The following is a 24,333-nucleotide window of genomic DNA, read 5'->3' as shown; positions in this document are numbered from 1 at the left end:
GAATTGAATATATGAGAGGTACATTTAGAAGATCGTATTGATGTTACCAACACGTCAAGACTTCTATTATTAACTTAAATCATATATTATGAGCACAACAGCAACTGTAGAAAAAGATGTACTTCAAAAACCTAAATTTAAAAACCAGTATGAAAACTTTATTGGTGGTAAATGGGTTGCTCCAACTAAAGGTGAATATTTTGACAACATCTCACCCGTAGACGGAAAGTCATTTACAAAAATACCAAGATCAACAGCAGAAGATATTGACAAAGCAATTGATGCGGCATGGGTTGCTGCTAAAACATGGAATGCTTCTTCAGCAACCGAAAGAAGCAATATGCTTTTAAAAATTGCCGATAAAATAGAACAAAATTTAGAAGTCCTTGCTAGGGCAGAAACATGGGACAATGGTAAAGCCATTCGTGAAACTATGGCTGCAGATTTACCATTGGCAGTTGACCATTTTAGATATTTTGCCGGAGTCATTAGAGCTGAAGAAGGTTCTGTAAGTGAATTAGATTCTAATACGGTGGCATTAAATGTCACGGAACCACTAGGTGTCGTCGGTCAAATTATACCATGGAATTTTCCATTATTAATGGCTACATGGAAATTAGCCCCAGCTCTGGCAGCAGGTAACTGTGTAGTTTTAAAACCTGCGGAACAAACACCGGTTGCAATTTTAATTTTGATGGAAATCATTGAAGGTATTTTACCTGATGGTGTATTAAATATTGTAAACGGATTTGGTGCAGAAGCAGGTAAACCTTTAGCTTCTAGCCCTAGAATAGACAAAATAGCCTTTACCGGAGAAACTACTACAGGGCAACTAATTATGCAATATGCATCTAAGAATATTACTCCTGTAACTTTAGAATTGGGCGGTAAATCACCAAACGTATTCTTTGAGAGCATTATGGATGCCGATGATGAATTTTTCGACAAATGTTTAGAAGGCGCCAATATGTTTGCCTTAAACCAAGGTGAAGTTTGTACATGCCCTTCTAGAATGTTGGTACAAGAAAGCATTTATGACAAATTTATAGAACGTGTTATTGAACGTACAAAAGCTATAAAAATGGGGCATCCTTTAGACCCTAACACTATGATGGGTGCACAAGCATCGAACGATCAGTTCGAGAAAATTCTTAGCTATATAGAAATAGGCAAAGAAGAAGGCTGTGAGGTCCTTACCGGCGGTTCACAAGCATATAATGAAGGTTTAGAAGGAGGTTATTATGTAGAACCGACTATCTTAAAAGGAAATAACAAAATGCGTGTTTTCCAAGAAGAGATTTTTGGACCCGTACTTTGTGTTACCACTTTTAAAGATGAAGCAGAAGCTATAGAAATTGCAAATGACACTCTTTATGGTCTAGGCGCAGGTGTTTGGACACGAGATACCCACCAAGCTTATCAAATTTCTAGAGCAATACAGGCAGGTAGAGTTTGGGTTAATTGTTATCACCTATACCCTGCACATGCTCCATTTGGCGGATACAAAAAATCAGGTATTGGTAGAGAAAACCATAAAATGATGTTGGCACATTACCGTCAAACCAAAAACATGCTTATCTCTTATGATAAGAAGAAAATGGGATTCTTTTAAAAAACGATTTATAATGAAAACAAAAAGAGTATTAGTAACCGAAAAAGCGGCTGAAATCATTGCTCAACTTAAAGAAAAACATGGCGAACTCATGTTTCACCAAAGTGGTGGTTGTTGTGATGGTTCATCTCCCATGTGTTTTGAAAAGGGTGATTTAATGCTCGATGATAACGATGTCTGGCTAGGTACTATAGAAGGTTGTGATTTTCATATGTCTAGAGATCAGTTTGAGTATTGGAAACACACCCAACTTACGGTTGATGTAATCCCAGGGATTGGCTCAAGTTTTTCATTGGAAATACCGTTAGGACTTCGATTTTTAATTAAATCTAGATTATACTCTGAAGAAGAGGCCGAGCATCTAGAACCGATAAGAATAGGCGCCTAAACAAAAACCATTTCATTTTTAGAAGTCCGGATGTAACTCATCCGGACTTCTTATTTTATGCAGTTAGTAGTTTTATAGTAAATTTGTATACATCAATTATTTATTGTGAAAATCACGTTGAAAAAAATTCTTATCGCTCCCTTTGTATTTCTAGTACGTTTTTATCAAGTAGCCATTTCGCCATATACGCCGGCTACCTGTAGATACTCCCCTACTTGCTCCCAGTATACACTTGAAGCTCTGAAAAAACACGGTTTGTTCAAAGGAGGGTGGATGGCTACAAAAAGAATTTTCAGTTGCAACCCATGGGGCGGCAAAGGTTACGATCCTGTTCCTTAAAACATTTTAAGCTCAAGTTCAAGCTCCAAAAAAAGCTAATAAAACAAAAAAGTTCAATTGGTTAAAACTTTCACTTAGTCAAATAACCAACTTTTTCTAATATCTATTTTCTGAACTCTACACGCTACTGTGTAATCTTAACGCTCTTTTAACCTAGAACAAAACCGATTTCCACATTCTAAAGGCTAGGTAGATTTCTATTTTATTATCTTAGCCTTTCAAAATTCAACACATGCATTTCTTAGGAATTACTTGGAATCCGAACGAGACACTTTTCAACATCGGATTCATACAAATAAAGTACTATAATCTTCTTTGGATCACCGCCTTTGCTTTAGGTTGGTTTATCATGAAAAAGATATTCCTTAATGAGAAAAAGTCTGTAGAGCAATTAGATTCGCTATTTATCTACACTGTTTTAAGCACTATGTTAGGCGCTAGATTAGGACATGTATTCTTTTATGACTGGGCATATTATTCAAATCACCTTATAGAAATTTTAATTCCGGTTCGTGAAAGTGATTCAGGTAGTTTATTATTTGGCTTAATTGATGGCTATGAGTTCACAGGTTTTGCAGGTTTAGCAAGCCACGGTGCAACCATCGGGATCATTATCGGCACATACTTATACACAAGAAAATATCCAGAATTTAAAATGCTTTGGATATTTGATAGAATGGCTATACCTGTGGCAATTGGTTGTTTCTGCGTTCGTTTAGGTAATTTTTTTAATTCTGAAATTAACGGAAAAATAGTAGATGAAAACTTCATATTCGCTACCAAATTCATTCGCGATTCAGACGACCTACATCCATCGAAAGCTTTGGGCATTACACAAGAAAAAACATTGAATGCCGCTTATGCAGCGATAGAAAACAACCCACAATTTTCACAATATTTAGCTGAGATACCATACCGCCATCCGGCACAATTGTATGAAGGTATAGGGTATTTGTTGATATTCATTCTCCTATATTTCTTATACTGGAAAACCGACAAAAAGAATAAGCCAGGCTATTTATTCGGGTTGTTCTTTGTGTTACTGTGGACGGTTCGTTTCTTCGCTGAATTCGTAAAGAAAAGCCAAGGTGGTTTTGAAGAATCTTTAGGACTTCTATCTACTGGTCAATGGTTGAGTATTCCTTTTATACTTATAGGATTATACTTCATGTTCAAAAAAACTAAAACTGCGTAATATTGAAGACGATTTATAAAAGTTCGGTTATTTTAATGGCTGCAGCATTGCTACTTTTCTCCTGTAAAGAAGAGTCTAAAAAAACCATTACTACACAAAGTATAGATTTCACTCATGAGGGAGATGCAACTATCTTTTTAAATGCGAGTGATACCGTAAAAACTAAATTCAATATTGAGTTTGCAGAAACGGATTATGAAACCCAAACAGGACTTATGTACCGTAAGGGCATGGAAGATAATCAGGGAATGCTATTTATTTTTCCTGATCAGAGAATGCATTCTTTCTACATGAAGAATACAGAGTTTCCTTTAGATATTATTTACATAAAAGAGGATTTAAAAATTGCCAGTTTTCAAGAAAATGCACAACCTCTTAACGAGACTGGTCTATCATCACAAGTTCCTATCAAATATGTTCTTGAAATCAACGGAGGATTGGCGCAAGAACTAGGATTATCTATTGGTGACAGTATTAGCTTCAGCAGAAAATAGAGTACTTGTCCTTTAATATTTTATAATATCACAATGCCAGTATACGTTCTATTTAACGAAGAATCTGAACGCTTGCTTTTTAAAAAAGTACAGCCATCAGATTTTGAAAACTGGCTACCTTTTCACGAAGAGCCTTTAAGTAGCCAATATTGGTCTGGATTACCAACCGATCCTATAGCAGCATGCCAACAACAATTTGACAGAATATTTGAGCGCTATAATGACAACTTAGGTGGAATGAACGCTTTATACCTAAAAGACACCAATACACTAGTAGGTCTTTGTGGAATACTTATACAAGAAGTAGATGGTAAAAAGGAATTTGAAATAGGCTATTCCATTCTTCCAAAATATTGGCGACAAGGCTTTGCATTTGAAGCTGCTGAAAAGTGTAAACAAATTGCGTTTCAAAAAGGATGGACCAAAAGTTTAATTTCAATCATACAAGTTGATAACATTCCTTCGCAAAAAACAGCTAAGAAGAATGGTATGCTTTTAGATTTTACAACAACCTACCACAACAACGAAGTTCATATTTTTAGAATAAACGCATAAATGAATCATTGGGTAATATATTTAGACAACAACTCTAACAAGAAAGGCTTTATTAATGATTTTCAACATGGTAGAACACCTTTAGCCCTAGAAGAGTTCAAACTTAAAAACGGACGATTATTTTCTGCATTTACCTTAGATAAACTAATAGACGAGGAAGATAGGCATGACAAGAAAATCATCAGCTCTAAGCACCAAAAATTAGAAACTATGTCTAGTGGGGAGCAGAAAAGAGCGCTTCTTCATTATTTATTACAGGAAAAACCAGATTATATAATTCTAGACAATCCTTTTGATAATCTGGATATCACTTTTCAAACAGAGCTAAAATCAATACTACAAATACATTCAAAAGACATTACATTTATTCAACTAGCCAGCAGAAAAGAAGACACCCTTTCTTTTATCAAAAACTTCGGCAGTATTAAAGAAGATAAGTTTTCAGTAATTGAAGAATCGGTATTGAATGAAAGTGAAATTACAGAAGCGTTCAACACTATAAAAATACCCGCATCCATAATATCTTTTACCAACCTTGATGATACCCTAATCGATTTTAAAAATGTAAACATCTCATATGGCGAAAAGCAAATATTGAATAATATTAATTGGACAGTAAAAAAGGGTGATTTTTGGCAACTTTCAGGAGCTAACGGTAGTGGAAAATCTACCATGCTATCAATGATATTCGGAGACAACCCTAAAGCTTACGGTCAAGAAATATATTTGTTCGGAAATAAAAAAGGGAGCGGAGAAAGTGTTTGGGACATTAAAAAGAAAATAGGCTATTACGCACCTGCAATGACACTTAAATTTAAAGGCAGGCACACCATAGAACATATGCTCATTTCTGGCTTAATGGACTCCGTAGGGCTTTATACCCTACCAACTGAGTTACAGAAAAGAATTATTAAACAATGGCTAATTCTTTTAAATTTAAAAGAGTTAAAAAATACATATTTCAATACTTTATCTATTGGTCAACAACGATTGGTAATGACGGCGCGTGCCATGGTTAAAAGACCGCCAATTCTAATCTTAGATGAACCCACGGCAGATATGGATGACGAGTCCGCAGGGTTATTGGTAGCTTTGGTCAATAAATTTGCCCATGAAACAGATACCGCAATTATTTTTGTTTCGCACAGAAAAGAAAAAGGTCTAAAGCCGAAACAGACTTTAGAACTTATACCCAATGTAAATGGTTCTTCTGGCATTATAAAATAGCACGAAACTTTATAAAACAAAAAAGCCGTTCATTTCTGAACGGCTTTTTCTATTTGAGTTAGTTGTACTATCTATTCTTCTATTACTTTTTCTACTGTTCCAGAAGTAACTTTCTTGCTTAATGCATCGAACATTACAGGAGTTGCAATAAATACAGATGAATATGTACCCACAACAACACCAACGATCATTGCGAACATGAATCCTCTTAACGACTCACCTCCAAAAATAAAGATTGCCAATAATACCACCAATGTAGTTAAAGATGTATTCAATGTTCTACTCAACGTACTATTAATAGCATAGTTAATGTTAGAACCACCTTTCCAGCCACGTTCAGCCAAAGTTTCACGAATACGGTCAAATACTACCACGGTATCATTCAGCGAGTAACCAATTACAGTTAGTATCGCCGCAATAAACGCTTGGTCAATTTCCATGTTAAACGGCATTAGTTTTCCGAATATAGAAAATACACCAAGTACAATCAATACATCGTGGAATACTGCAGTTACAGCACCCAATGAAAATTGCCATCTTCTAAATCTTAATAAGATATACAGGAACACTACAAGTAATGAACCTAAAATAGCCAAGAATGCATTTTTCTGAATATCATCTGCAATAGTCGGCCCAACCTTAACAGATGCCAAAATACCAACTGCTTCCTCATCAACACCGCCTAATACAAAAGCTTCTTTACTAAAACCATCTGGCAAGTATTTTTGAAGCGAAGTATATAATTTATCTTGAATTTCAGTATCTACTTCAATACCCTCTACATCTACCTTATAAGGCGTTGTAATTTTTACTTGGTTAGACTCACCATATGTTTTCACATTTGTACCGCTACCAAATACGGTATTTAATTCTGATGTTATTTCAGAAGGGTTTACAGGATGCTCAAAACGAACAGTATATGAACGTCCACCAATGAAATCTACACCTTTTTGTAATCCTGGTCCTGCTAACAATGAGAACAAACCGACTGCTATTAAAATACCGGATATTACGTAAGCTATCTTTCTCTTAGCTAAGAAATCTACATTTATTCCTTTGAAAAGGTTTTTAGTGATTCCTGTAGAGAAATCTAAGCTTCTTCCTTTTCCTCCAATATACCAGTCAATTAATAAACGAGTAATGAATATTGCAGTAAATAAAGAAGTTATAATACCAATAAGTAAAGTTGTTGCGAAACCTTTAATTGGACCTGATCCAAAGATAAATAAGATAACCGCAGTTAAACCTGTAGTAATGTTCGCATCTAAAATAGAAGATAGTGCATTACCAAAACCATCCGCTACAGCTTGGCTCTTACCTTTACCTTTCGCTAATTCTTCTTTAATACGTTCAAAGATAAGTACGTTCGCATCGACGGACATACCAAGAGTTAAAACGATACCGGCAATACCAGGTAATGTTAACACGGCATTTAAACTAGTTAAAACACCGAATATCAATAAAATGTTCAACATTAAAGCGATATCTGCAAATACACCAGCCTTACCATAATAACCGATCATCCATAAAAGAACAATAACAAAAGCGATTAAGAAAGACATAAAACCACTATCAATAGCTTCTTGACCCAATGAAGGACCAACAATTTCCGATTGAATTATTTCAGCAGAAGCAGGAAGTTTACCAGCTCTAAGAACGTTAGAGATATCTTTAGTTTCGTTTACCGTAAAGTCACCCGTAATCTCTGAACGACCACCAGATATAGGACCGGAAGAAACACCAGGAGCAGTATATACTTTGTTATCCAAAACAATAGCAATACCAGTCTGGTTTGTATAAGCATCACCAGTTAATTTCTCCCATTCTTTAGCACCTTTTGTATTCATGGTCATAGAAACAGCAGGCTTACTGAACTGATCGAAATCTGCTCTTGCATCACTTACTACATCACCACTAATTCTTGGTGTACCATCACGGTTAGATTTCAATGCGTATAAATCTATAACTTCAGTTTCTTCTGTAGATGGTCTTTCCCATACAAATTTTGTAAACTGAATATCAGCAGGTAACAACCTTCTAATTTCTGGCATTCTTAAGTAAGAACCAATAGTTGCCGTATCTTTAATTGAAGCACGGAACATTGCGTTTGACCCTGGATTAGCAGGAATCAACAACTCATATAAAGGATTCACCTGTGTTGCTAAATCTAAAGAATCAGCAGAAACGTCAGATAATAAAGAATCTAATTCAGATTCTTCTTTGATTTGTTCTGGTTGTTTAACCTCAACAATTGTTTTTAATTTCTCATTCGCTTGAATAAGGAACGTGCTAAAGCTTGTATTACTTTGCTTATACGTTTCCCAAAATTCTAATTGAGCAGTACTTGATAAAAGATCTTGCGCACGAGCAATATCTCTAGCACCTGGCAATTCAACCAGAATACGACCAGAGTTACCTTCTCTTTGAATGTTTGGTTGTGTTACACCAAAACCATCAATACGTTCTCTTAAAACCTCAAAAGCAGAAACGATAGATTCATCAATTTTTCTACGGATGATAGGCTTAACCTCATCATCAGACATTTGAAAGTTGATTTCGTCGCTAAGACCTTTGTTAGCGAAGATATCTGGTGAAGCCAATTTAGTTTCACCTTTAATATTATCGAATGCTTCAAAAAACAAATCGATATAAGTATCATCACTGTTACTAGAAGCAGCATCTGCGTCAGCTAACGCTTTATTGAATACCGGGCTTTTTGTATTATTGGCCAATCCTTTAAGGATATCCTTAATAGAAATCTGTAATGTAACGTTGATTCCACCTTTAAGGTCAAGACCTTTATTAAGTTCTTTCTTTTTAGCTTCATTATAATTGGTATAACCAAAAACAGGGTTATTACCAATAGAATCAAGATAGTTAGCAGCTGCAGTTTCTCTTTTTGCTACGTAGCCCTCTTCAGATTCAGAAATACGACTGGCAGCGAAAGTACTCGCTTCTTTTTCTACTTTACTTGTTACGAAAGTATAGGATAGCTGGTAAATACTAACTAACCCAAATAATAAAGCAAACAGCTTTATAAGTCCTTTGTTTTGCATTTTAATAGTTTATTTAATTTATGTTGATTAAGATTATGTGTATGTTAAAAACCAAGGCAAATAACTTTTACGCAAAAGTTATTACGCTACTTAGTATTACTATATGTAATTGGAAATTAGCTATTTCCACATGTGTAAGGTCCTGCCCTTACTTCTGGGATTATTTGTGAAGTGTTATCTATTGCTATTGCAATAGTTGTATTAATCTTAAGAGCCGTTCCTACAATTGCATCTTGCTCTAATTCTACAGCATTACTAAACGGCAATATTCCCGGGTTGAATACTATTTTAAAATCTTGTTTTTGGACTGCAACAAGTATAGCATTCAAAGTAACCCCATTATCAGCTTGCTGATGAAGATCGGATACTACTAAATTATAACTCTCTGGAAGTTGTTCTTTGGGGTAATCAGAAGGAGATTCTTCTTCATTGGTTAAGGATAGTTGATTCTCTCCGGACAAAAACTCCTTAACACTAAGGGCATCAACATCACTATAATAACGTATACTTAATTGAGCACCGTCATTTTCTATAATTTCAACATCTTCAACACCAAGAACTTCTAATTTCTTGGTAATAACTGTTAAAATCTCATCATGAGCAGATTTTGAAGCTAATTCTACATTTGCAAATTGTAGTACAATTTGCTGATTAGAAGCTTTAGTTTGCTCTTGACTTAGCCCTAATAGGGCTAGAATAATAAATAAAGTACTTACGCACCATTTTGCATTCATGCGGCAAATATAAAAAGAAAGATTATTCTAGGTAGTATATTTTCTACATTATATACTACAAAAGCTTACTTAATAAAACTAACAAAGCCCTTATAGTTAGACTATAAAGGCTTTGTTTATGTTTAAGAGTATCTAGACTACAACTCTAAAAGTCCATTAGTTTTGGTTACACCAGCAGCACTTTCTTGCATTTTTGCTTTTTCAGCATCACTTAATGGAATATCAACAATCTTTTCAATTCCATTTTTCCCCAAGATTACAGGCACACCTATACAGATATCATTTAAACCATATTCACCTTCTAGCATTGTAGAGCAAGGAAACATTTTCTTTTGATCACATGCAATAGCTTGAACCAAAGCAGAAACTGCAGCACCTGGAGCATACCATGCACTTGTACCTAACAATCCTGTTAAAGTAGCACCACCAACTTTAGTATCCGCAGCAACTTGCTCTAATCTTTCATCAGATAAAAATTCAGACACTCGAATACTGTTTCTAGTCGCATGAGAAGTTAAAGGTACCATACCTTTATCACTATGACCACCTATTACCATACCATCAATATCAGAAATAGGAGCTTCCATAGCCTCAGCTAAACGGTACTTAAAACGTGCACTATCTAAAGCACCGCCCATACCTATAATTCTATTTTTAGGTAAACCTGTAGTTTTGTGTACCAAATATGTCATTGTATCCATAGGATTACTAACAACGATAATAATAACGTTAGGAGAATGCTCCAATAAACTGCTAGAAACAGTTTTTACGATACCAGCATTAATACCAATCAATTCTTCTCTGGTCATACCCGGTTTTCTTGGAATACCAGAAGTAATTACCGCAATATGACTATCAGCTGTTTTAGCATAATCATTTGTACTACCCGTTATCTTTGTATCAAATGCGTTTAAAGAGGCCGTTTGCATTAAATCCATTGCTTTACCTTCAGCATAACCTTCTTTAATGTCCAAAATAACCACTTCTGATGCAAAATCTTTAATGGCAATGTATTCTGCACAACTAGCGCCTACCGCACCAGCACCTACAACTGTAACTTTCATTTATTTATATTTTATGAATTATTATATATAAAATGGAATGTCCACTTTATGTTTATTGAATTTCCACCCCAAAAATAGGTATTTATTGATGAATTATGCTATGGTGCGATTGATTTAATTAGGTCGAAAAGGGTTTAAAAACATCGACAAAATGCACATTTTGTTAAATATTTTTGCGCTTTAACGAAGAAATCGTAAAAAAGTGACCGTACATCGAATTAAAGTAATAACCCAAAATTAGTCACGTTAAATACTTTGGATCCCAAATCCAAAAAAAATAAAACTTAACCTACTTATGACTAAGAAGTTCCTCTCTTTGTTGGCCATATGCGCCATAGTGTTTCTTGCGAACTGTTCTCGCATCGAACAAAACACCGATCCCATTATAGGGATATGGTCTCAATCCGAATTAATAGTAACCGAAAGCTCTGCAAGACAAACTGTCAGAAAAGAATGGATTTTCAATGATGTTTTCTTAGGAAGGTATCATGAAATAGACGGTTCTACCATTACCCTAAAAACAGATTTCAACTGGTCTAAACAAGGCGATATTTATACGGTAGAGTATAAAGGTCTTGATGGCAAACCCAACAATGTAATTACGATAAAAGCTACTGAGGATAGCTATTACCTTCAAAAGAAAGATGGTGCTACATTGGCAATAAGGGAATAAACAATTTTAACAGGGCCATGGGAAAAGGGCTGTTCGGAGGGATCTGGGCAGTCTTTTTTATACCCATTATTGTTCCTAAACAGCTTTTAAGAAGTATTACCTACGCTTATTTAAAGCACAAAAAAAAGGTTCGACAGAATTGAGATAATTCTTATCGGACCTTTTTAAATTTTAAACTTTTATTTATCTAAAACCGAAGTTAACACCTACTGTTGCCGTATTAAATTCTCCTAAATTATATTCTGCATTTAATCTAAAGAAACCTAATTTTAGTTTGGTACCTAAAGTACCGGTTACACCATTTACTTTCTTAATAATCGAAAAAGGATCTTCATAAGTATCTGAAGCAAATGGACCACTTGTAACCCTATATGTTCCCAATACATCAGTTACAGATTTACCTGTGATATAATTTACCCCTCCATAAAAATTAATGATTGGTAGTTTTGTTGAAACAACCGCCCCAAAAGCCCAGCTACTGATTTCAGCTTCTATTCGCTGATTCTCACCATCTACTAAATTAGCATTGGCCAAGTCATAGTCACCACTAATGTTTGTATACCCAATAACGGCAGAAATAGCTACGGGTAAAATTTTATCTGCAGGTAATAGTTTAGTAAAGTCATGTTGAATACCAACACCGAACAATCCAATAGACGCATCTTCATATTCCATTTTAGGAAGGAATCTTGCCTTTATCTCAGTCCCTTTAATCAAACCGACACTTCCCTGTAAATATCCTGAGGGGATAAAATCGATATCTTCTCCTGCCAATCCTGACGGCAGTTCAAAAGTTTCTCTAACAGTTACACCCAACACTTCGCCTTCAACAAACACTTCTGTACCAGAAATATCACCTAATGCCGTTGAAACTTCTCTAGCAACACCAGGATTGTCTACAAAATCTAAATTTTGATAATCATTAGGATCTAAGATAAAGGTCTTTTTATCCTCTTTATTCTTAAAACCTGTAATGTTACCTATGATCGAAATTTCAAATCCGCCTAAGGGTTTAGCATCAGCGGTGTTGTACCAACCTGTTGACATACTGTATACCACACTTTCAGATAGCGGAGACATGTAATCTGTAGTAAAACGTTCCGCATCTTCAACACCGGCCGAAAGCACATTGTTGAAATCTGCTTGAGCAGAAGCCGTTAAGCATGACCCAACAATTATGCATGTAAGTAGATTTTTCATATTTATAATTTTACTTAAAACTAAAAAACCTGCGCTGTAGGCGCAGGTTTTTGTTGTGTAAATGGTATTTTCTATGTGTCAATGTTTGCATAAACAGCATTTTTCTCAATAAATTCTCTTCTTGGCGGCACTTCGTCGCCCATAAGCATTGAGAAAACACGATCCGTTTCTGTCGCATTGTCTATTTGTATTTGACGTAATGTTCTGAACTCAGGGTTCATGGTAGTATCCCACAATTGCTCAGCGTTCATTTCACCAAGACCTTTGTAACGTTGAATACTAACCCCACCACTGTAGCTATCTGCAATTTCATCACGCTCTTTATCACTCCAAGCGTATCTCTTTTTCTGTCCTTTCTTCACCAAGTACAAAGGTGGCGTTGCAATATAAATATGACCTTGCTCTACCAATTCTCTCATGTAACGGAAGAAGAACGTTAATATTAACGTTTCAATATGACTACCATCGACATCGGCATCACACATGATGACTACCTTGTGATATCTTAATTTATCTAGGTTCAATGCCTTACTGTCTTCTTCGGTACCGATGGTTACCCCTAAAGCAGTATACATATTCTTGATTTCTTCGTTTTCAAAAACTTTATGTTGCATAGCTTTCTCAACGTTCAAAATTTTACCCCTTAATGGTAGAATCGCCTGAAAATTACGATCACGACCCATTTTTGCAGTACCACCCGCCGAATCTCCCTCGACAAGGAATATTTCACATTTTTCAGGATCTTGTTCAGAACAATCTGACAATTTACCAGGTAAACCACCACCGCTCATTACATTCTTACGCTGAACCATTTCACGAGCTTTAGAAGCTGCATGTCTAGCTTGCGCTGCAAGAATTACTTTTTGAACAATAGTTTTAGCATCGTCTGGATGCTCTTCTAAATAATTTGTCAGCATTTCAGACACTGCCTGACTTACTGCTGCAGAAACCTCTCTGTTACCCAGTTTGGTTTTTGTCTGACCTTCGAACTGAGGCTCAGAAACTTTCACGGATACAATTGCCGTAAGACCTTCACGGAAATCATCTCCTTGAATTTCAAACTTTAATTTATCTAACATACCAGAGGCATCTGCATATTTCTTAAGAGTAGAAGTTAAACCTCTTCTAAATCCTGATAAATGCGTACCACCTTCGTGTGTATTAATATTGTTTACGTAAGAGTGAAGATTCTCTGTATAACTAGTGTTATATATCATAGCTACTTCCACAGGAATATTATTCTTCTCCCCTTCCATAGAAATAACATCTTGAATCAAAGACTCTCGGTTACCATCTAAAAACTTAACAAACTCTTTAAGACCATCGTTAGAAAAGAATGTTTCACCAACATACTCCCCTTTTTCATCTTTCTGGCGCTTATCGGTAATACTGATAGTCACTCCTTTGTTCAAGAAAGAAAGCTCTCGCATTCTGTTCGCCAAAGTTTCGTAACTGTATTCTATAGTTTGCGTAAAAATGGTATCATCTGGGTGAAAGGTTACCTCTGTACCTCTTTCCGTAGTCTCCCCTATTCTCTTTACAGGATATAAAGCCTTACCTCTAGAGTATTCTTGTTGCCAAATAACACCTTCTCTATATACCGTTGCCGATAAATGATCAGATAATGCATTTACACAAGAAACACCAACACCGTGAAGACCCCCAGAAACTTTGTAAGAATCTTTATCGAACTTACCACCTGCACCAATTTTGGTCATTACAACTTGTAATGCAGATACACCTTCTTTTTTGTGAAGATCAACAGGTATACCCCTACCGTTATCTTTAGTGGTTATTGAATTATCTTCATTGATGATTACGCTAATGGTGTCACAATGACCCCCCATAGCCTCATCAATAGAGTTATCTACTACTTCATATACTAAATGGTGCAAACCACGGACCCCAACATCACCTATATACATGGATGGACGCATACGTACATGCTCCATTCCCTCCAAGGCCTGAATACTATCTGCCGAATAATTTTTCTTATTTGCTTCTTCGCTCATAAAATTAAGGTTGTTTTACTTCAAATTTTGCAATCTTACAAATATACGCAATACCCCATGAAATATAGCCTTCCTAGCCATTGACCAAAAGCAAGTTATCAACAATAATTGTGGAAAATTAGCCCTGAACACTCAAATAACGGCATATTTAAGAATTCACCCCTAAATTGAAGTGTTGAAGCCGAATTGTCCTTCAAATAAAACCTAAATAACACATTGAAGATATTTGTAATTTCATCAAAATCTGCATTATTCTTTGCACAATGTTAACATTTTACAGCTGAAATTAACGGGATAAAACTGATTGTTTGCGCTATCGCCATTCATAGCAAAATATTAAGGTTTACTTTAGATATGGATGCTAACTTAGAGGTATAATCTTAAAATAATCTATTATGAACGAAGAACAATTTAAAGGAAAGTGGAATATAGCTAAAGGGAAACTGAAACAACAATACGGCGACCTTACTGATGATGACCTTACGTACGCAGAAGGTAAATCTGATGAGCTATTAGGAAGAATTCAAGAAAAGACCGGAGAGTCTAAAGAAAAATTAAAAGAAATGATCAATAGCATTTAAAAGCTATAATCATATTTCATATAAAAAGTAACCCCGTCTACAGAAGTAGACGGGGTTTTTACAATAGATATAATGACTAATTCAAACCCTATTGCTTAACATATGCTTCGTCATGTACGTTAGCTATTGCTCTACCAGAAGGGTCATTCATATTTTTAAACGCTTCATCCCACTCTAAAGCTGTTGCCGTACTACAAGCTACACTTGCTTCTTGCGGCACACTCAATGCTGCAGCATCACTAGGAAAATGTCCTTCAAAAATAGTTCTATAGTAATATTCTTCTTTGTTCAATGGTGTGTTAATAGGAAAACGGAATGCCGCATTTTCAAGTTGCTCGTCAGTTATTTCTTTCTCAACCAATTCTTTTAAGGTATCGATCCAGCTATAACCAACACCATCACTGAATTGTTCTTTTTGTCTCCACGCTACGCTTTCAGGTATCATATCTTCAAACGCCTTACGAACTACCCATTTCTCCATACGCTCACCATTGATCATCTTATCTTGGGGGTTAATACGCATGGCAACATCCATAAACTCTTTATCTAAGAATGGTACTCGACCTTCAATTCCCCAAGCAGCTAAACTCTTGTTAGCTCTTAAACAATCGTACATATGAAGCTTATCTAATTTACGAACAGTTTCTTCATGAAACTCTTGTGCATTTGGCGCTTTATGAAAGTATAGGTAACCTCCAAAAATCTCATCTGCACCTTCGCCAGACAATACCATTTTTATACCCATAGACTTAATTACACGTGCCATTAGGTACATTGGCGTAGAAGAACGAATGGTAGTAATATCATACGTTTCTATATTATAGATGACATCTTTGATAGCATCTAACCCTTCTTGAATTGTAAATTTAATTTCGTGGTGTACTGTACCGATATGATCCGCAACCTTTTTTGCAGCAGCTAAATCTGGCGAACCTTCTAAACCAACAGAAAAGGAGTGTAATTGTGGGTACCAAGCATCTGTAGTATCTCCACTTTCAATACGTTTTTGTGCATATTTTTTTGCAACCGCAGAAGTTACAGATGAATCTAGACCACCTGATAATAACACCCCATAAGGTACATCAGACATTAATTGTCTATGAACTGCTGCTTCTAAAGCTTCTTTTACTTCTTGAATACTAGTTTCGTTTTCCTTAACGGCATCATACTCCATCCAATCTCTAGTATACCATCTTTTCAACTCTCCGTCTGCACTATGTAAATAATGCCCTGGAGGAAATAATTCTATCTTGGTACATGTGCCTTCAAGTGCTTTTAATTCTGAAGCTACATAGAACGTACCGTTTTTATCCCAACCCATATATAAAGGAATAATTCCCATATGGTCACGAGCTACAAAGTATTCATCTTTATCGGCATCATAAATCGTGAAACCAAAAATACCATTCAACTCATCTAAAAAGTCAACTCCCTTTTCTTGATACAAAGCCAAAATAACCTCGCAATCAGATTCTGTTTGAAAATCATAGGTACCTTCAAATTGCTTACGTAATTCTCTATGATTATATATTTCTCCATTAGCAGCCAATATCAATTTACCATTAGGACTCAATAATGGTTGTTTTCCAGAAGCTGGATCTACAATAGCCAAACGCTCATGCGCCAAAATGGCTTTATCATCTGCATAGATACCACTCCAATCTGGACCTCTATGTCTTATTTTCTTCGACATTTCTAAAAGTTGAGGTCTAAGTAACTCCGTACTTTCCTTAACATCAAACGCACATACTATTCCACACATAATCTAATTATTATATCATTTCGAACACAAATATCAATTTATTGTTTCAAATAACAAACACATAATACAATTATGATTACATATTATAACTATAAAATGATTTATTAATTCATTTTGACATGTATTTCATATGTATTCAGTTTAAAACATGATGGAATGTAACTATTAAAAAATTTAACTTCTTTTTATTAATTGGACTGTAAGGAACTGCTTAGTTTTATGACCTAGAAAACCAAAACAATTATTATGAAAAAAGTATTTACACTAGCTACACTTATTTTTGCCTTAGTTTTAACTTCTACGGTATCTGCACAAGAATTTTCTGGAATAGACAAAAGCCCTATGGATATGGCTGCCTACCCAACAGATTACAAAGTTTCTGAAAAAGCCGTTCGTATCATTTACGGAAGACCACAATTAAAAGGTCGTTCTATGGAAGAATTAGCTCCTACAGGGAAAGTTTGGAGAACTGGTGCCAACGAAGCTGCTGAAATCACATTCTACAAAGATGTAACATTTGGCGGTAAAGCTATTAAAGCTGGAACATACTCTTTATTCACTATACCTGGTGGAGATGAGTGGACAGTTATTTTAAACAAAAACTTGAACCAATGGGGATCTTATTTTTACGATGAAAGCGCCGATGTTGCTCGTGTAACCGTACCAAATGGTTCTGATGCTGCGTCACTTGAAGAATTTTCAATTGCATTTAAAGATGCCAATGGTGGTGCTGAATTAGTAATGGGATGGGATAAAACAAGAGTTGCAGTTCCAATTACAATGTAATTAAAACTTAATATAAAAAAAGAAAAAGCCTCGGTCATTGACCGAGGCTTTTTCTTTGTCCTATATTCTTCTATCTAACTATGCCGTTTACAAATGTCTGTTCTGCACGAATAGTAGGTATTTCTGCCACAGGTACCGTCATCATGTCTTTGTCGTAAATGACAAAGTCCGCAAATTTACCTGGCTCTATACTCCCTTTCTCGTCTTCTTCAAAATTTGAATATGCCGCCCATATAGTCATACCTTTTAAAGTTTCTTCTCTACTTAAGGCTTCTTCCATTTGAAATCCTCCTTTTGGATAACCGCTAGTATCTTGTCTTGCAACAGCTGCATAGAATGTTAAAAACGGACTCACATCTTCTACAGGGAAATCTGTACCCAATGCAATAGTACCTGCTTTATTCAATAATGTTTTATAGGCATAAGCTCCTTTTACTCTTTCGCCTAATCTTTCTTCTGCCCAGTACATATCACTTGTTGCATGCGTTGGCTGTACTGAAGGTATTATACCATCTTCAAAATAGTCGAAATCACCATTGGTCAATACTTGTGCATGTTCAATTTTCCATCGTCTATCACCTTTACCTTTAAGTACATTTTTGTAAGCTCTTAGTACCGCTATATTAGCAGAATCGCCAATAGCATGCGTATTCATTTGATATTCTGAATTAGCAAGTTTTTCTGCTAATGCTTCAATATCCGCTACGGGAGTAATCATAGCTCCAAAATGCTTAGGCAAATCACTGTACTCTTCTTTTAAAGCCGCTCCTCTAGAGCCCAATGCTCCGTCACCATAGACTTTAATCGACCTTACATTTAATCGGTTTGTCTTAACAGGACCTTTATTAATAAAATAATCTACATCATCTTTATTATTACTTACCATAGCATACACTCTAATAGATAATTCACCCGCTTGTTGCAAACTATCAATCAATTCTATGGTACTTCTATCTAACCCAGCATCGTTTACAGTGGTTAGACCGTGATTTAAACTTATTCTTTCTGCATCTTTCAACGCCGTAATTTTATCTTCTAGGGAAGGTAGCGGCATTATACTATCTATAAGAGACATTGGGTTATCAACTAAAACACCGGTAATTCCAGAATAGCCATTCTCCCATTTTCTTACTATTTCCCCGCCTTCAACTTTAGTGCTCCAATCTATACCAGCCATATCCAAAGCCTTTTGGTTCACTAAATATGCATGACCGTCTACACGCTCTAACGCAACCGGTATATCAGGAAAGATAGTATCTAATTCTGTTTTTGTCGGAAATTCTTTTATTTCCCAATCATTTTGATCCCAACCTCTACCTCTTAAAAATGATTTTGGGTTGGCTGCATGAAAAGCCTTTACTCGCTCTAATACCTCGTCAAAACTTTTAGTACCTACTAAATCTACTAATTGTTGATTAAGTCCTAAGCCATAAAAATGGCAATGTGCATCTATTAAACCAGGAGTAATTGCTCTACCATCGGCATCAATCAATTGATCAGAAGTATATACATCTCTTATTTCATCTGTAGTACCAACAGCAATAAATTTACCATCTTGCACGGCAAATGCCTGTGCTTCGGTAAAAGAGTCGTCTACGGTGTAAACTTTGGCATTAACGATAACCAGGTCAACTTTCTCTTTCATGAGTTCGCAACCAGATAATAAAACGAGTAAAATTGGAAGTAGTTTTTTCACATCAAAATAATTAGTTAGCAGAATAGTAAAAATAAGCACTTATGGCTTACTTCAAACAAAATTGAAAACTAAGTATTTTTTTCGGAAAGTTTTAAAATTTTTATTGTGCAGGTTGTTGACGAACGCCTACAATTTCACTAACACCTATAGCAGAATAGCTTTCTCCCACTATTTTATCCCCTTCTACAGTTAATACGAACGATACCCTTTTCAAACCCTCAAAATTCACATTAAAGTTAATGCCATTATTACGAACAATAACATCTTGACCAGTTAGCATACCTGTTTTTAATTTTACTGCAACATCGTAAGAACCTCCTTTTTGAGTAATAAAGAACATTCCCTTTTCGTAAGGCACATCAACATTTGACATAGTGTATTTCCAAACTCCCAAGACAGAATCATTACTATTAGTTTCTTCAGATATTTGCTTAAATGCTTTTTCTAGTTCATAAGAGGATACTGACGAGAAAGAGCAAAAAACTAATATGAGCAAAACTGCTTGCAAAAAGTAATGGTTAGTTTTCATTAATGGTTGTATTTAACTATGTACTCTTAACGAAGATTCTTTTTATATATTTTAAATGATTATCAAGCATTTATCATATTATTTGTCCTGCTCAAGAATCCAGTTATCTATTTTTTCTTCTAACAGCACCAAAGGTAAACTACCAGAATCTAAAATTTGGCTATGAAATTTTCTGATATTAAAATCGTCACCTAAAGCATTTTCCGCTCTTGTTCTTAACTCCCTTATCTTCAACTGACCTATTTTATAAGATAGCGCTTGCCCTGGGGTAGCCATATATCTTTCAATTTCAGCAATAATACTTTCTTCTGACTCCGCCTCATTATCCAATGAATATTGTATAGCTTTCTCCCTGCTCCAACCCTTTGCATGAATACCCGTGTCAACCACAAGTCTAATTGCCCTATGCATCTCCATGCTCAACATACCAAAGTATTGGTAAGGGTCTGTATATATCCCTAATTCTTTACCTAAAGATTCTGCATATAATGCCCAACCTTCTACAAATACCCCCATACTCTCTGGGTGCAAAAACTCAGGTAAATTAGTATTCTCTTGCTGCAAACTCAATTGAAAATGATGCCCAGGTATGGCTTCATGTAAAAACAACGCTTCATCATGCACCATGTTATAGCTTTTTACATTGGGTATGGGAACATAGAAAATTCCTGCTCTTGATCCATCTTTTGATCCTGGCACGTATTCCGCACTTGCAGATGCTTCTCTAAAAGCTTCTGTTCTACGAACATTGAAACCGGCTTTTGGGGTCAAGGCAAACAAAGAATCTATGCGTAAAGCAATGCGTTTATTTATAGCATTAAAACTTTCAATTACCTCTTCTGGGTTTGAAAAAGGCATCAACTCTTTTTTATTGCGAAGAGAACTGAAGAAGGATTTTAAATCGCCTTTAAACCCTATTTCATTCTTCACAGCTTCCATCTCCTTTGAAATACGAGCCACCTCAGCCAGTCCTAACTCATGAATTTCATCTGCGGTCATATTTGTAGTCGTATGCAATTTTATTAAATATTGATACGTGTCTTTTCCATTAGGTAAGTCTAACAACCCATCTGTATCTCTGGAAGCCGGTAAATACTCCTCCGTTAAAAACTCATTTAATTCGACATATTTAGGAGTTAAGTTATTTTGAATAAAATCTTCATAATTACTTTTCAAAATATCCATATCAACATCAGACAAACCATCAGGAAAATTTATAATCGGTTGATAAAACAGATTTTCTTCTAACGGAATATCAATAAACGATTGTACTTGAGGTAGCATTTTTAGCGTAAGCTCCTTAGGAAGTACAATACCTTTCTCCATACCAACCCTCATTTTCTCAATAGAGGTATCTAAAAATGTGAGGTAATCTTCTAATCTTTTCAACCAATTATTATAATCCTCAATACTTTTAAAGGGTTGCACACTTGTACCACCACCTAGCTGCGCTACATATAGATGCAAAGATTGTATCTGAAAAAGAGGCATTAACTCAAAACTTGGCAAATCATAAATGGGTGAAGCAACGGTTACAATAGGATTCATGATGCCCTCTAATTTCACCTTACAATCCCACTCCATAACGCGCATGCTCATATAATCCGCACTACTAACTTGTGCAGAATCGTAAGCACTCAACGCTTCTAAAAAATAGGAATACCGATCTTTTAGATGTAAAATGTAATCGTCAGAAATATAATTGGCTATAGTATCATTGTAAGCAGAAAATCCGGCTTTTGTAGCTTCAATTGGATTGATGCTTTTTTTAAACTCATAAAACTCCGTAAAAACCTCGGCAATTGGTTTGGTATTATTTAGCTGTTCTTTTGTAGTGGTTTCTTTACATGAGCTAATAACGGCAACACATAACAATAACCAAAGGGTACGAGTCATAAGAGTAGATTTTGTACTGAAAAATACAAAACTATTATGACTGACCAACTTCTATTTAATTGAATTTCTAAAAAGGAATTACTTCTTAGATTTGGAATTTGCCTTTTCCTTGATTTTCACGTAAATCAGCTTTTTACGTCCCTTAGAATCTTCTCTGCGTTCAATTTCAAAATGCGGAATGGAATTGATTAACGGAGTCAATTTTTGAAATCCGTAGTTACGAGAATCAAAATTTGGTTGCTTCTTCTGCAACAAACTACCCACATCTCCTAAAAATGCCCAACCGTCATCATCTGCAACATCGTCAATAGTTGTAGAAATAAAGCGCAATGCCTTTGGCGTAATCTTATCTACCGTATTTTTTTCTGCGGGAGTTTTATTTGCAGCATCGGTTGTTTCTTCTTCTGACCTACTTTTTAAAATTTCTATATAAATGAATTTGTCACAAGCTACAATAAACGGATTTGGAGTTTTACGCTCACCTATACCAAAAACTTGCATTCCTGCTTCCCTAAGTCTGGTAGCCAAACGTGTAAAATCACTATCACTACTAACAATACAAAATCCGTTTACCTTACCAGAATACAGTACATCCATAGCATCTATAATCATGGCTGAATCGGTTGCATTTTTACCTTGGGTATACCCATATTGCTGAATAGGTGTAATGGCATTTTCAAGAAGAACATTTTTCCATTTTCCTAAACGAGGATTGGTCCAATCGCCATAAATACGTTTAATAGTAGGGTTACCATATTTAGCAATCTCCTCCATCATTTCCTTAACATAGGCAGACGGAATGTTATCGCCATCTATTAATACTGCTAAATTTAAATCCATTTGTACTGTTTTTATGTAAAGATAGATTGATTTCCACTTGAACGGCAAGATGTGAATCAATAAAGTTAAAAATGATTTTTTTACTGCGGATTATCAGCCTTTACTGATCCAATTACAAGAAATACCAAAAAGGCCAATCCTAAATAACCCACCATTTGGTAAGATCCAAAAGTAGAAAGACAAAGACTAAAAATACTTGGAGCAAGGGCACTTGCCAAAATTAAGAAGCTCATAATTTTACCGGTAATACTTCCTAGATGTGCCCTGCCAAAAAATCGAGGCCAAGCAACCGCATTCAACACAGCAAAGAATCCGCCTAAAATTCCAAAACCTGCAATTAACATTGGTACACCTGCTGCCGTGGACAAAAACAAAAATCCTAAAGATGCTAAAAAGCCGCCCAATAACATTAAATACAAATACAACTTTAAAGGTAGGTAATCACTCAGAAAATTGAAGATGGTAGAAACCGTAACGGCAACTACCGATCCCGGTAAGAAAATAGCGATAGCATCTTCTTTTACAAAACCTTCTTGCGTGAAAATAGAAACCACATGAAAAGTCAACCCTGTAATAAAAAAGCTATTGAAAGCAAGTGTTAAACCGTACATCCAAAAGGCTCTCTCTTTCTTGGCCTCTTCTAATGTAAATTGCTTAGGCTGCACTATTTTTTCTTCACCTTCCAATGATAATGATGAAGCACCATCTGGCAATAAGCCGTGTTTCTCTGGTGATATTTTATAAAAGGTATAAATAAACACACTGAATACCAGCAAGGCAATTGCTAAAAATTGCCAAGTACTTTCCCAACCATAACCTTCAATAAGTGCATTGACCCAAAGCGGAGAGGACGAGAAGCCAAAAGACAAGGCCACACTACTAAACGAATTGACTTTACCCCTATTCTTATCGAACCAGATCATAATGACATTTCTAGATGCCATGGTCAAAACCCCTTGCCCCGCAAAACGTAACATAAAGAATAGAACAGTCATTAAAGCAAATGGTATCGCCCAAGTATCCATGGACAATAGTTCTTTGATAAACGAGCTCATTACAGCAGACCAAGAACACAAAAACAAGGTTACCCCTAATGAGATAGCTGCAAAAAATGCAACATACCGTGCACCATAAGTATCAAACCAAATACCTGCCCTACCTATGACCAAAGAACTAACAATGGTACCAATCATGTATGCATTACTAAATTGGTTACGGGATAACCCCAAAGCATCTTTTACGGGATCTGTAAAAACAGAAACACCAATAGTCTGACCCGGAATACTGCAATAAATACCAATAGTACCAATAACCAGTATTACATAACCATAAAAAACGGGGCTCTTGGCTGGATCAATAAGTGGTTTTTGAAAGAAATTGACCATAAAAATTGTGCTTGCACAAAAGTACATTATAGCCTTCACTCATTTTATCATTAACTTGTTAATCTAAAAACAAATTCAGAATTCATGAAGAAGAAATTCCCCTTACCATTGTTATTATTTTTACTGTCGATTATTACTTCTTTTTCAAGCTTAGCGCAAGAAAAGGAATACTACGAACTAAAAACCTATACCGTAAAAAATGATACCCAAGAATATATGGTAGATGACTATTTAAAAAATGCATATTTACCTGCATTAAAAAGAATGGGTATTGAAAACATTGGTGTATTTAAAGTACGACCAAATAAA

21 protein-coding genes and 1 pseudogene are annotated in these 24,333 nt (G+C 35.6%); 11 read left to right on the top strand and 11 right to left on the bottom strand.

Translation table 11 applies throughout. The features are described from left to right. Window positions 1-88 precede the first annotated feature (88 nt). The 7 genes from ABJI11_RS02745 to ABJI11_RS02715 all read left to right on the top strand — a co-directional run bounded on the left by ABJI11_RS02745 (window position 89) and on the right by ABJI11_RS02715 (window position 5,810). The gene (locus ABJI11_RS02745; protein WP_348349199.1) at window positions 89-1,612 is read left to right on the top strand and encodes an aldehyde dehydrogenase family protein; all 1,524 of its coding nucleotides are present in this window, start codon (window positions 89-91) and stop codon (window positions 1,610-1,612) included. Between the two features lie 13 nt (window positions 1,613-1,625). Continuing rightward, window positions 1,626-2,000, top strand: a complete 375-nt coding sequence (locus ABJI11_RS02740; RefSeq protein ID WP_348349197.1) for a DUF779 domain-containing protein — start codon at window positions 1,626-1,628, stop codon at window positions 1,998-2,000. A gap of 117 nt (window positions 2,001-2,117) precedes the next feature. Further along, the gene (yidD, locus tag ABJI11_RS02735) at window positions 2,118-2,339 is read left to right on the top strand and encodes a membrane protein insertion efficiency factor YidD (protein WP_299799031.1); all 222 of its coding nucleotides are present in this window, start codon (window positions 2,118-2,120) and stop codon (window positions 2,337-2,339) included. A 232-nt stretch (window positions 2,340-2,571) separates the two neighbouring features. Beyond that, complete coding sequence (gene lgt / locus ABJI11_RS02730) at window positions 2,572-3,534, top strand: prolipoprotein diacylglyceryl transferase (protein ID WP_348349195.1); 963 nt, start codon at window positions 2,572-2,574, stop codon at window positions 3,532-3,534. A gap of 2 nt (window positions 3,535-3,536) precedes the next feature. After that, window positions 3,537-4,028 (top strand): DUF192 domain-containing protein, encoded by a 492-nt coding sequence (locus ABJI11_RS02725; RefSeq protein WP_348349193.1) that lies wholly within the window; start codon window positions 3,537-3,539, stop codon window positions 4,026-4,028. Between the two features lie 33 nt (window positions 4,029-4,061). Continuing rightward, on the top strand, window positions 4,062-4,583 hold the full coding sequence (locus ABJI11_RS02720) for a GNAT family N-acetyltransferase (RefSeq protein ID WP_348349191.1): 522 nt from the start codon (window positions 4,062-4,064) through the stop codon (window positions 4,581-4,583). Beyond that, complete coding sequence (locus ABJI11_RS02715) at window positions 4,584-5,810, top strand: ATP-binding cassette domain-containing protein (RefSeq protein WP_348349189.1); 1,227 nt, start codon at window positions 4,584-4,586, stop codon at window positions 5,808-5,810. Between the two features lie 71 nt (window positions 5,811-5,881). Here the strand turns inward: ABJI11_RS02715 and secDF are convergent, their stop codons facing one another. The 3 genes from secDF to ABJI11_RS02700 all read right to left on the bottom strand — a co-directional run bounded on the left by secDF (window position 5,882) and on the right by ABJI11_RS02700 (window position 10,664). Then, window positions 5,882-8,866: a protein translocase subunit SecDF gene (gene secDF / locus ABJI11_RS02710; protein ID WP_348349187.1), complete on the bottom strand. Its 2,985-nt coding sequence runs from the start codon at window positions 8,864-8,866 to the stop codon at window positions 5,882-5,884. Between the two features lie 116 nt (window positions 8,867-8,982). Beyond that, window positions 8,983-9,600 carry a hypothetical protein gene (locus ABJI11_RS02705; protein ID WP_348349185.1) on the bottom strand — a complete coding sequence of 206 codons (618 nt, stop codon included), beginning with the start codon at window positions 9,598-9,600 and terminating at the stop codon, window positions 8,983-8,985. Between the two features lie 137 nt (window positions 9,601-9,737). Then, on the bottom strand, window positions 9,738-10,664 hold the full coding sequence (locus ABJI11_RS02700; protein WP_348349183.1) for a malate dehydrogenase: 927 nt from the start codon (window positions 10,662-10,664) through the stop codon (window positions 9,738-9,740). A 295-nt stretch (window positions 10,665-10,959) separates the two neighbouring features. On the opposite strand from ABJI11_RS02700, the gene ABJI11_RS02695 reads away from it, so the two are divergent. Further along, window positions 10,960-11,337, top strand: a complete 378-nt coding sequence (locus ABJI11_RS02695) for a hypothetical protein (RefSeq protein WP_348349181.1) — start codon at window positions 10,960-10,962, stop codon at window positions 11,335-11,337. 183 nt (window positions 11,338-11,520) lie between these two features. On the opposite strand, the gene ABJI11_RS02690 is transcribed toward ABJI11_RS02695, so the two are convergent. Both ABJI11_RS02690 and gyrB read right to left on the bottom strand, forming a co-directional pair. Next, window positions 11,521-12,537 (bottom strand): DUF6588 family protein, encoded by a 1,017-nt coding sequence (locus ABJI11_RS02690; protein WP_348349179.1) that lies wholly within the window; start codon window positions 12,535-12,537, stop codon window positions 11,521-11,523. A gap of 71 nt (window positions 12,538-12,608) precedes the next feature. Further along, complete coding sequence (gene gyrB, locus ABJI11_RS02685; protein WP_348349177.1) at window positions 12,609-14,549, bottom strand: DNA topoisomerase (ATP-hydrolyzing) subunit B; 1,941 nt, start codon at window positions 14,547-14,549, stop codon at window positions 12,609-12,611. 395 nt (window positions 14,550-14,944) lie between these two features. On the opposite strand from gyrB, the gene ABJI11_RS02680 reads away from it, so the two are divergent. Then, a complete protein-coding gene (locus tag ABJI11_RS02680) occupies window positions 14,945-15,130 on the top strand; it encodes a CsbD family protein (RefSeq protein WP_276492184.1) in 186 nt (61 codons plus the stop codon). 88 nt (window positions 15,131-15,218) lie between these two features. On the opposite strand, the gene asnB is transcribed toward ABJI11_RS02680, so the two are convergent. Then, complete coding sequence (gene asnB / locus ABJI11_RS02675) at window positions 15,219-16,892, bottom strand: asparagine synthase B (protein ID WP_348349175.1); 1,674 nt, start codon at window positions 16,890-16,892, stop codon at window positions 15,219-15,221. 246 nt (window positions 16,893-17,138) lie between these two features. On the opposite strand from asnB, the gene ABJI11_RS02670 reads away from it, so the two are divergent. Further along, window positions 17,139-17,678, top strand: a complete 540-nt coding sequence (locus ABJI11_RS02670) for a DUF2911 domain-containing protein (protein WP_348349173.1) — start codon at window positions 17,139-17,141, stop codon at window positions 17,676-17,678. 70 nt (window positions 17,679-17,748) lie between these two features. On the opposite strand, the gene ABJI11_RS02665 is transcribed toward ABJI11_RS02670, so the two are convergent. From ABJI11_RS02665 to ABJI11_RS02645, 5 genes are all read right to left on the bottom strand, one after another. Then, entirely contained in the window at window positions 17,749-19,323 is a 1,575-nt protein-coding gene (locus ABJI11_RS02665) for an amidohydrolase (protein ID WP_348349234.1), read from the bottom strand. A gap of 151 nt (window positions 19,324-19,474) precedes the next feature. Next, complete coding sequence (locus ABJI11_RS02660; protein WP_348349171.1) at window positions 19,475-19,903, bottom strand: hypothetical protein; 429 nt, start codon at window positions 19,901-19,903, stop codon at window positions 19,475-19,477. 78 nt (window positions 19,904-19,981) lie between these two features. Further along, the gene (locus tag ABJI11_RS02655) at window positions 19,982-21,799 is read right to left on the bottom strand and encodes a DUF885 domain-containing protein (protein WP_348349169.1); all 1,818 of its coding nucleotides are present in this window, start codon (window positions 21,797-21,799) and stop codon (window positions 19,982-19,984) included. 78 nt (window positions 21,800-21,877) lie between these two features. Further along, on the bottom strand, window positions 21,878-22,639 hold the full coding sequence (locus tag ABJI11_RS02650) for an NYN domain-containing protein (protein WP_348349167.1): 762 nt from the start codon (window positions 22,637-22,639) through the stop codon (window positions 21,878-21,880). Window positions 22,640-22,719: 80 nt separating this feature from the next. Next, on the bottom strand, window positions 22,720-24,024 hold the full coding sequence (locus ABJI11_RS02645; RefSeq protein WP_348349165.1) for an MFS transporter: 1,305 nt from the start codon (window positions 24,022-24,024) through the stop codon (window positions 22,720-22,722). An 84-nt stretch (window positions 24,025-24,108) separates the two neighbouring features. Between ABJI11_RS02645 and ABJI11_RS02640 the strand changes: the two are divergent. Further along, window positions 24,109-24,333: pseudogene (locus ABJI11_RS02640) on the top strand (NIPSNAP family containing protein); the annotation flags it as partial.

The sequence above is a fragment of the Maribacter sp. genome, assembly GCF_039968975.1.
Taxonomy (GTDB): Bacteria; Bacteroidota; Bacteroidia; order Flavobacteriales; family Flavobacteriaceae; genus Maribacter.
The sequence above is the reverse complement of the archived record's forward strand: the minus strand, read 5'-3'. Positions and strand labels throughout refer to the sequence as shown.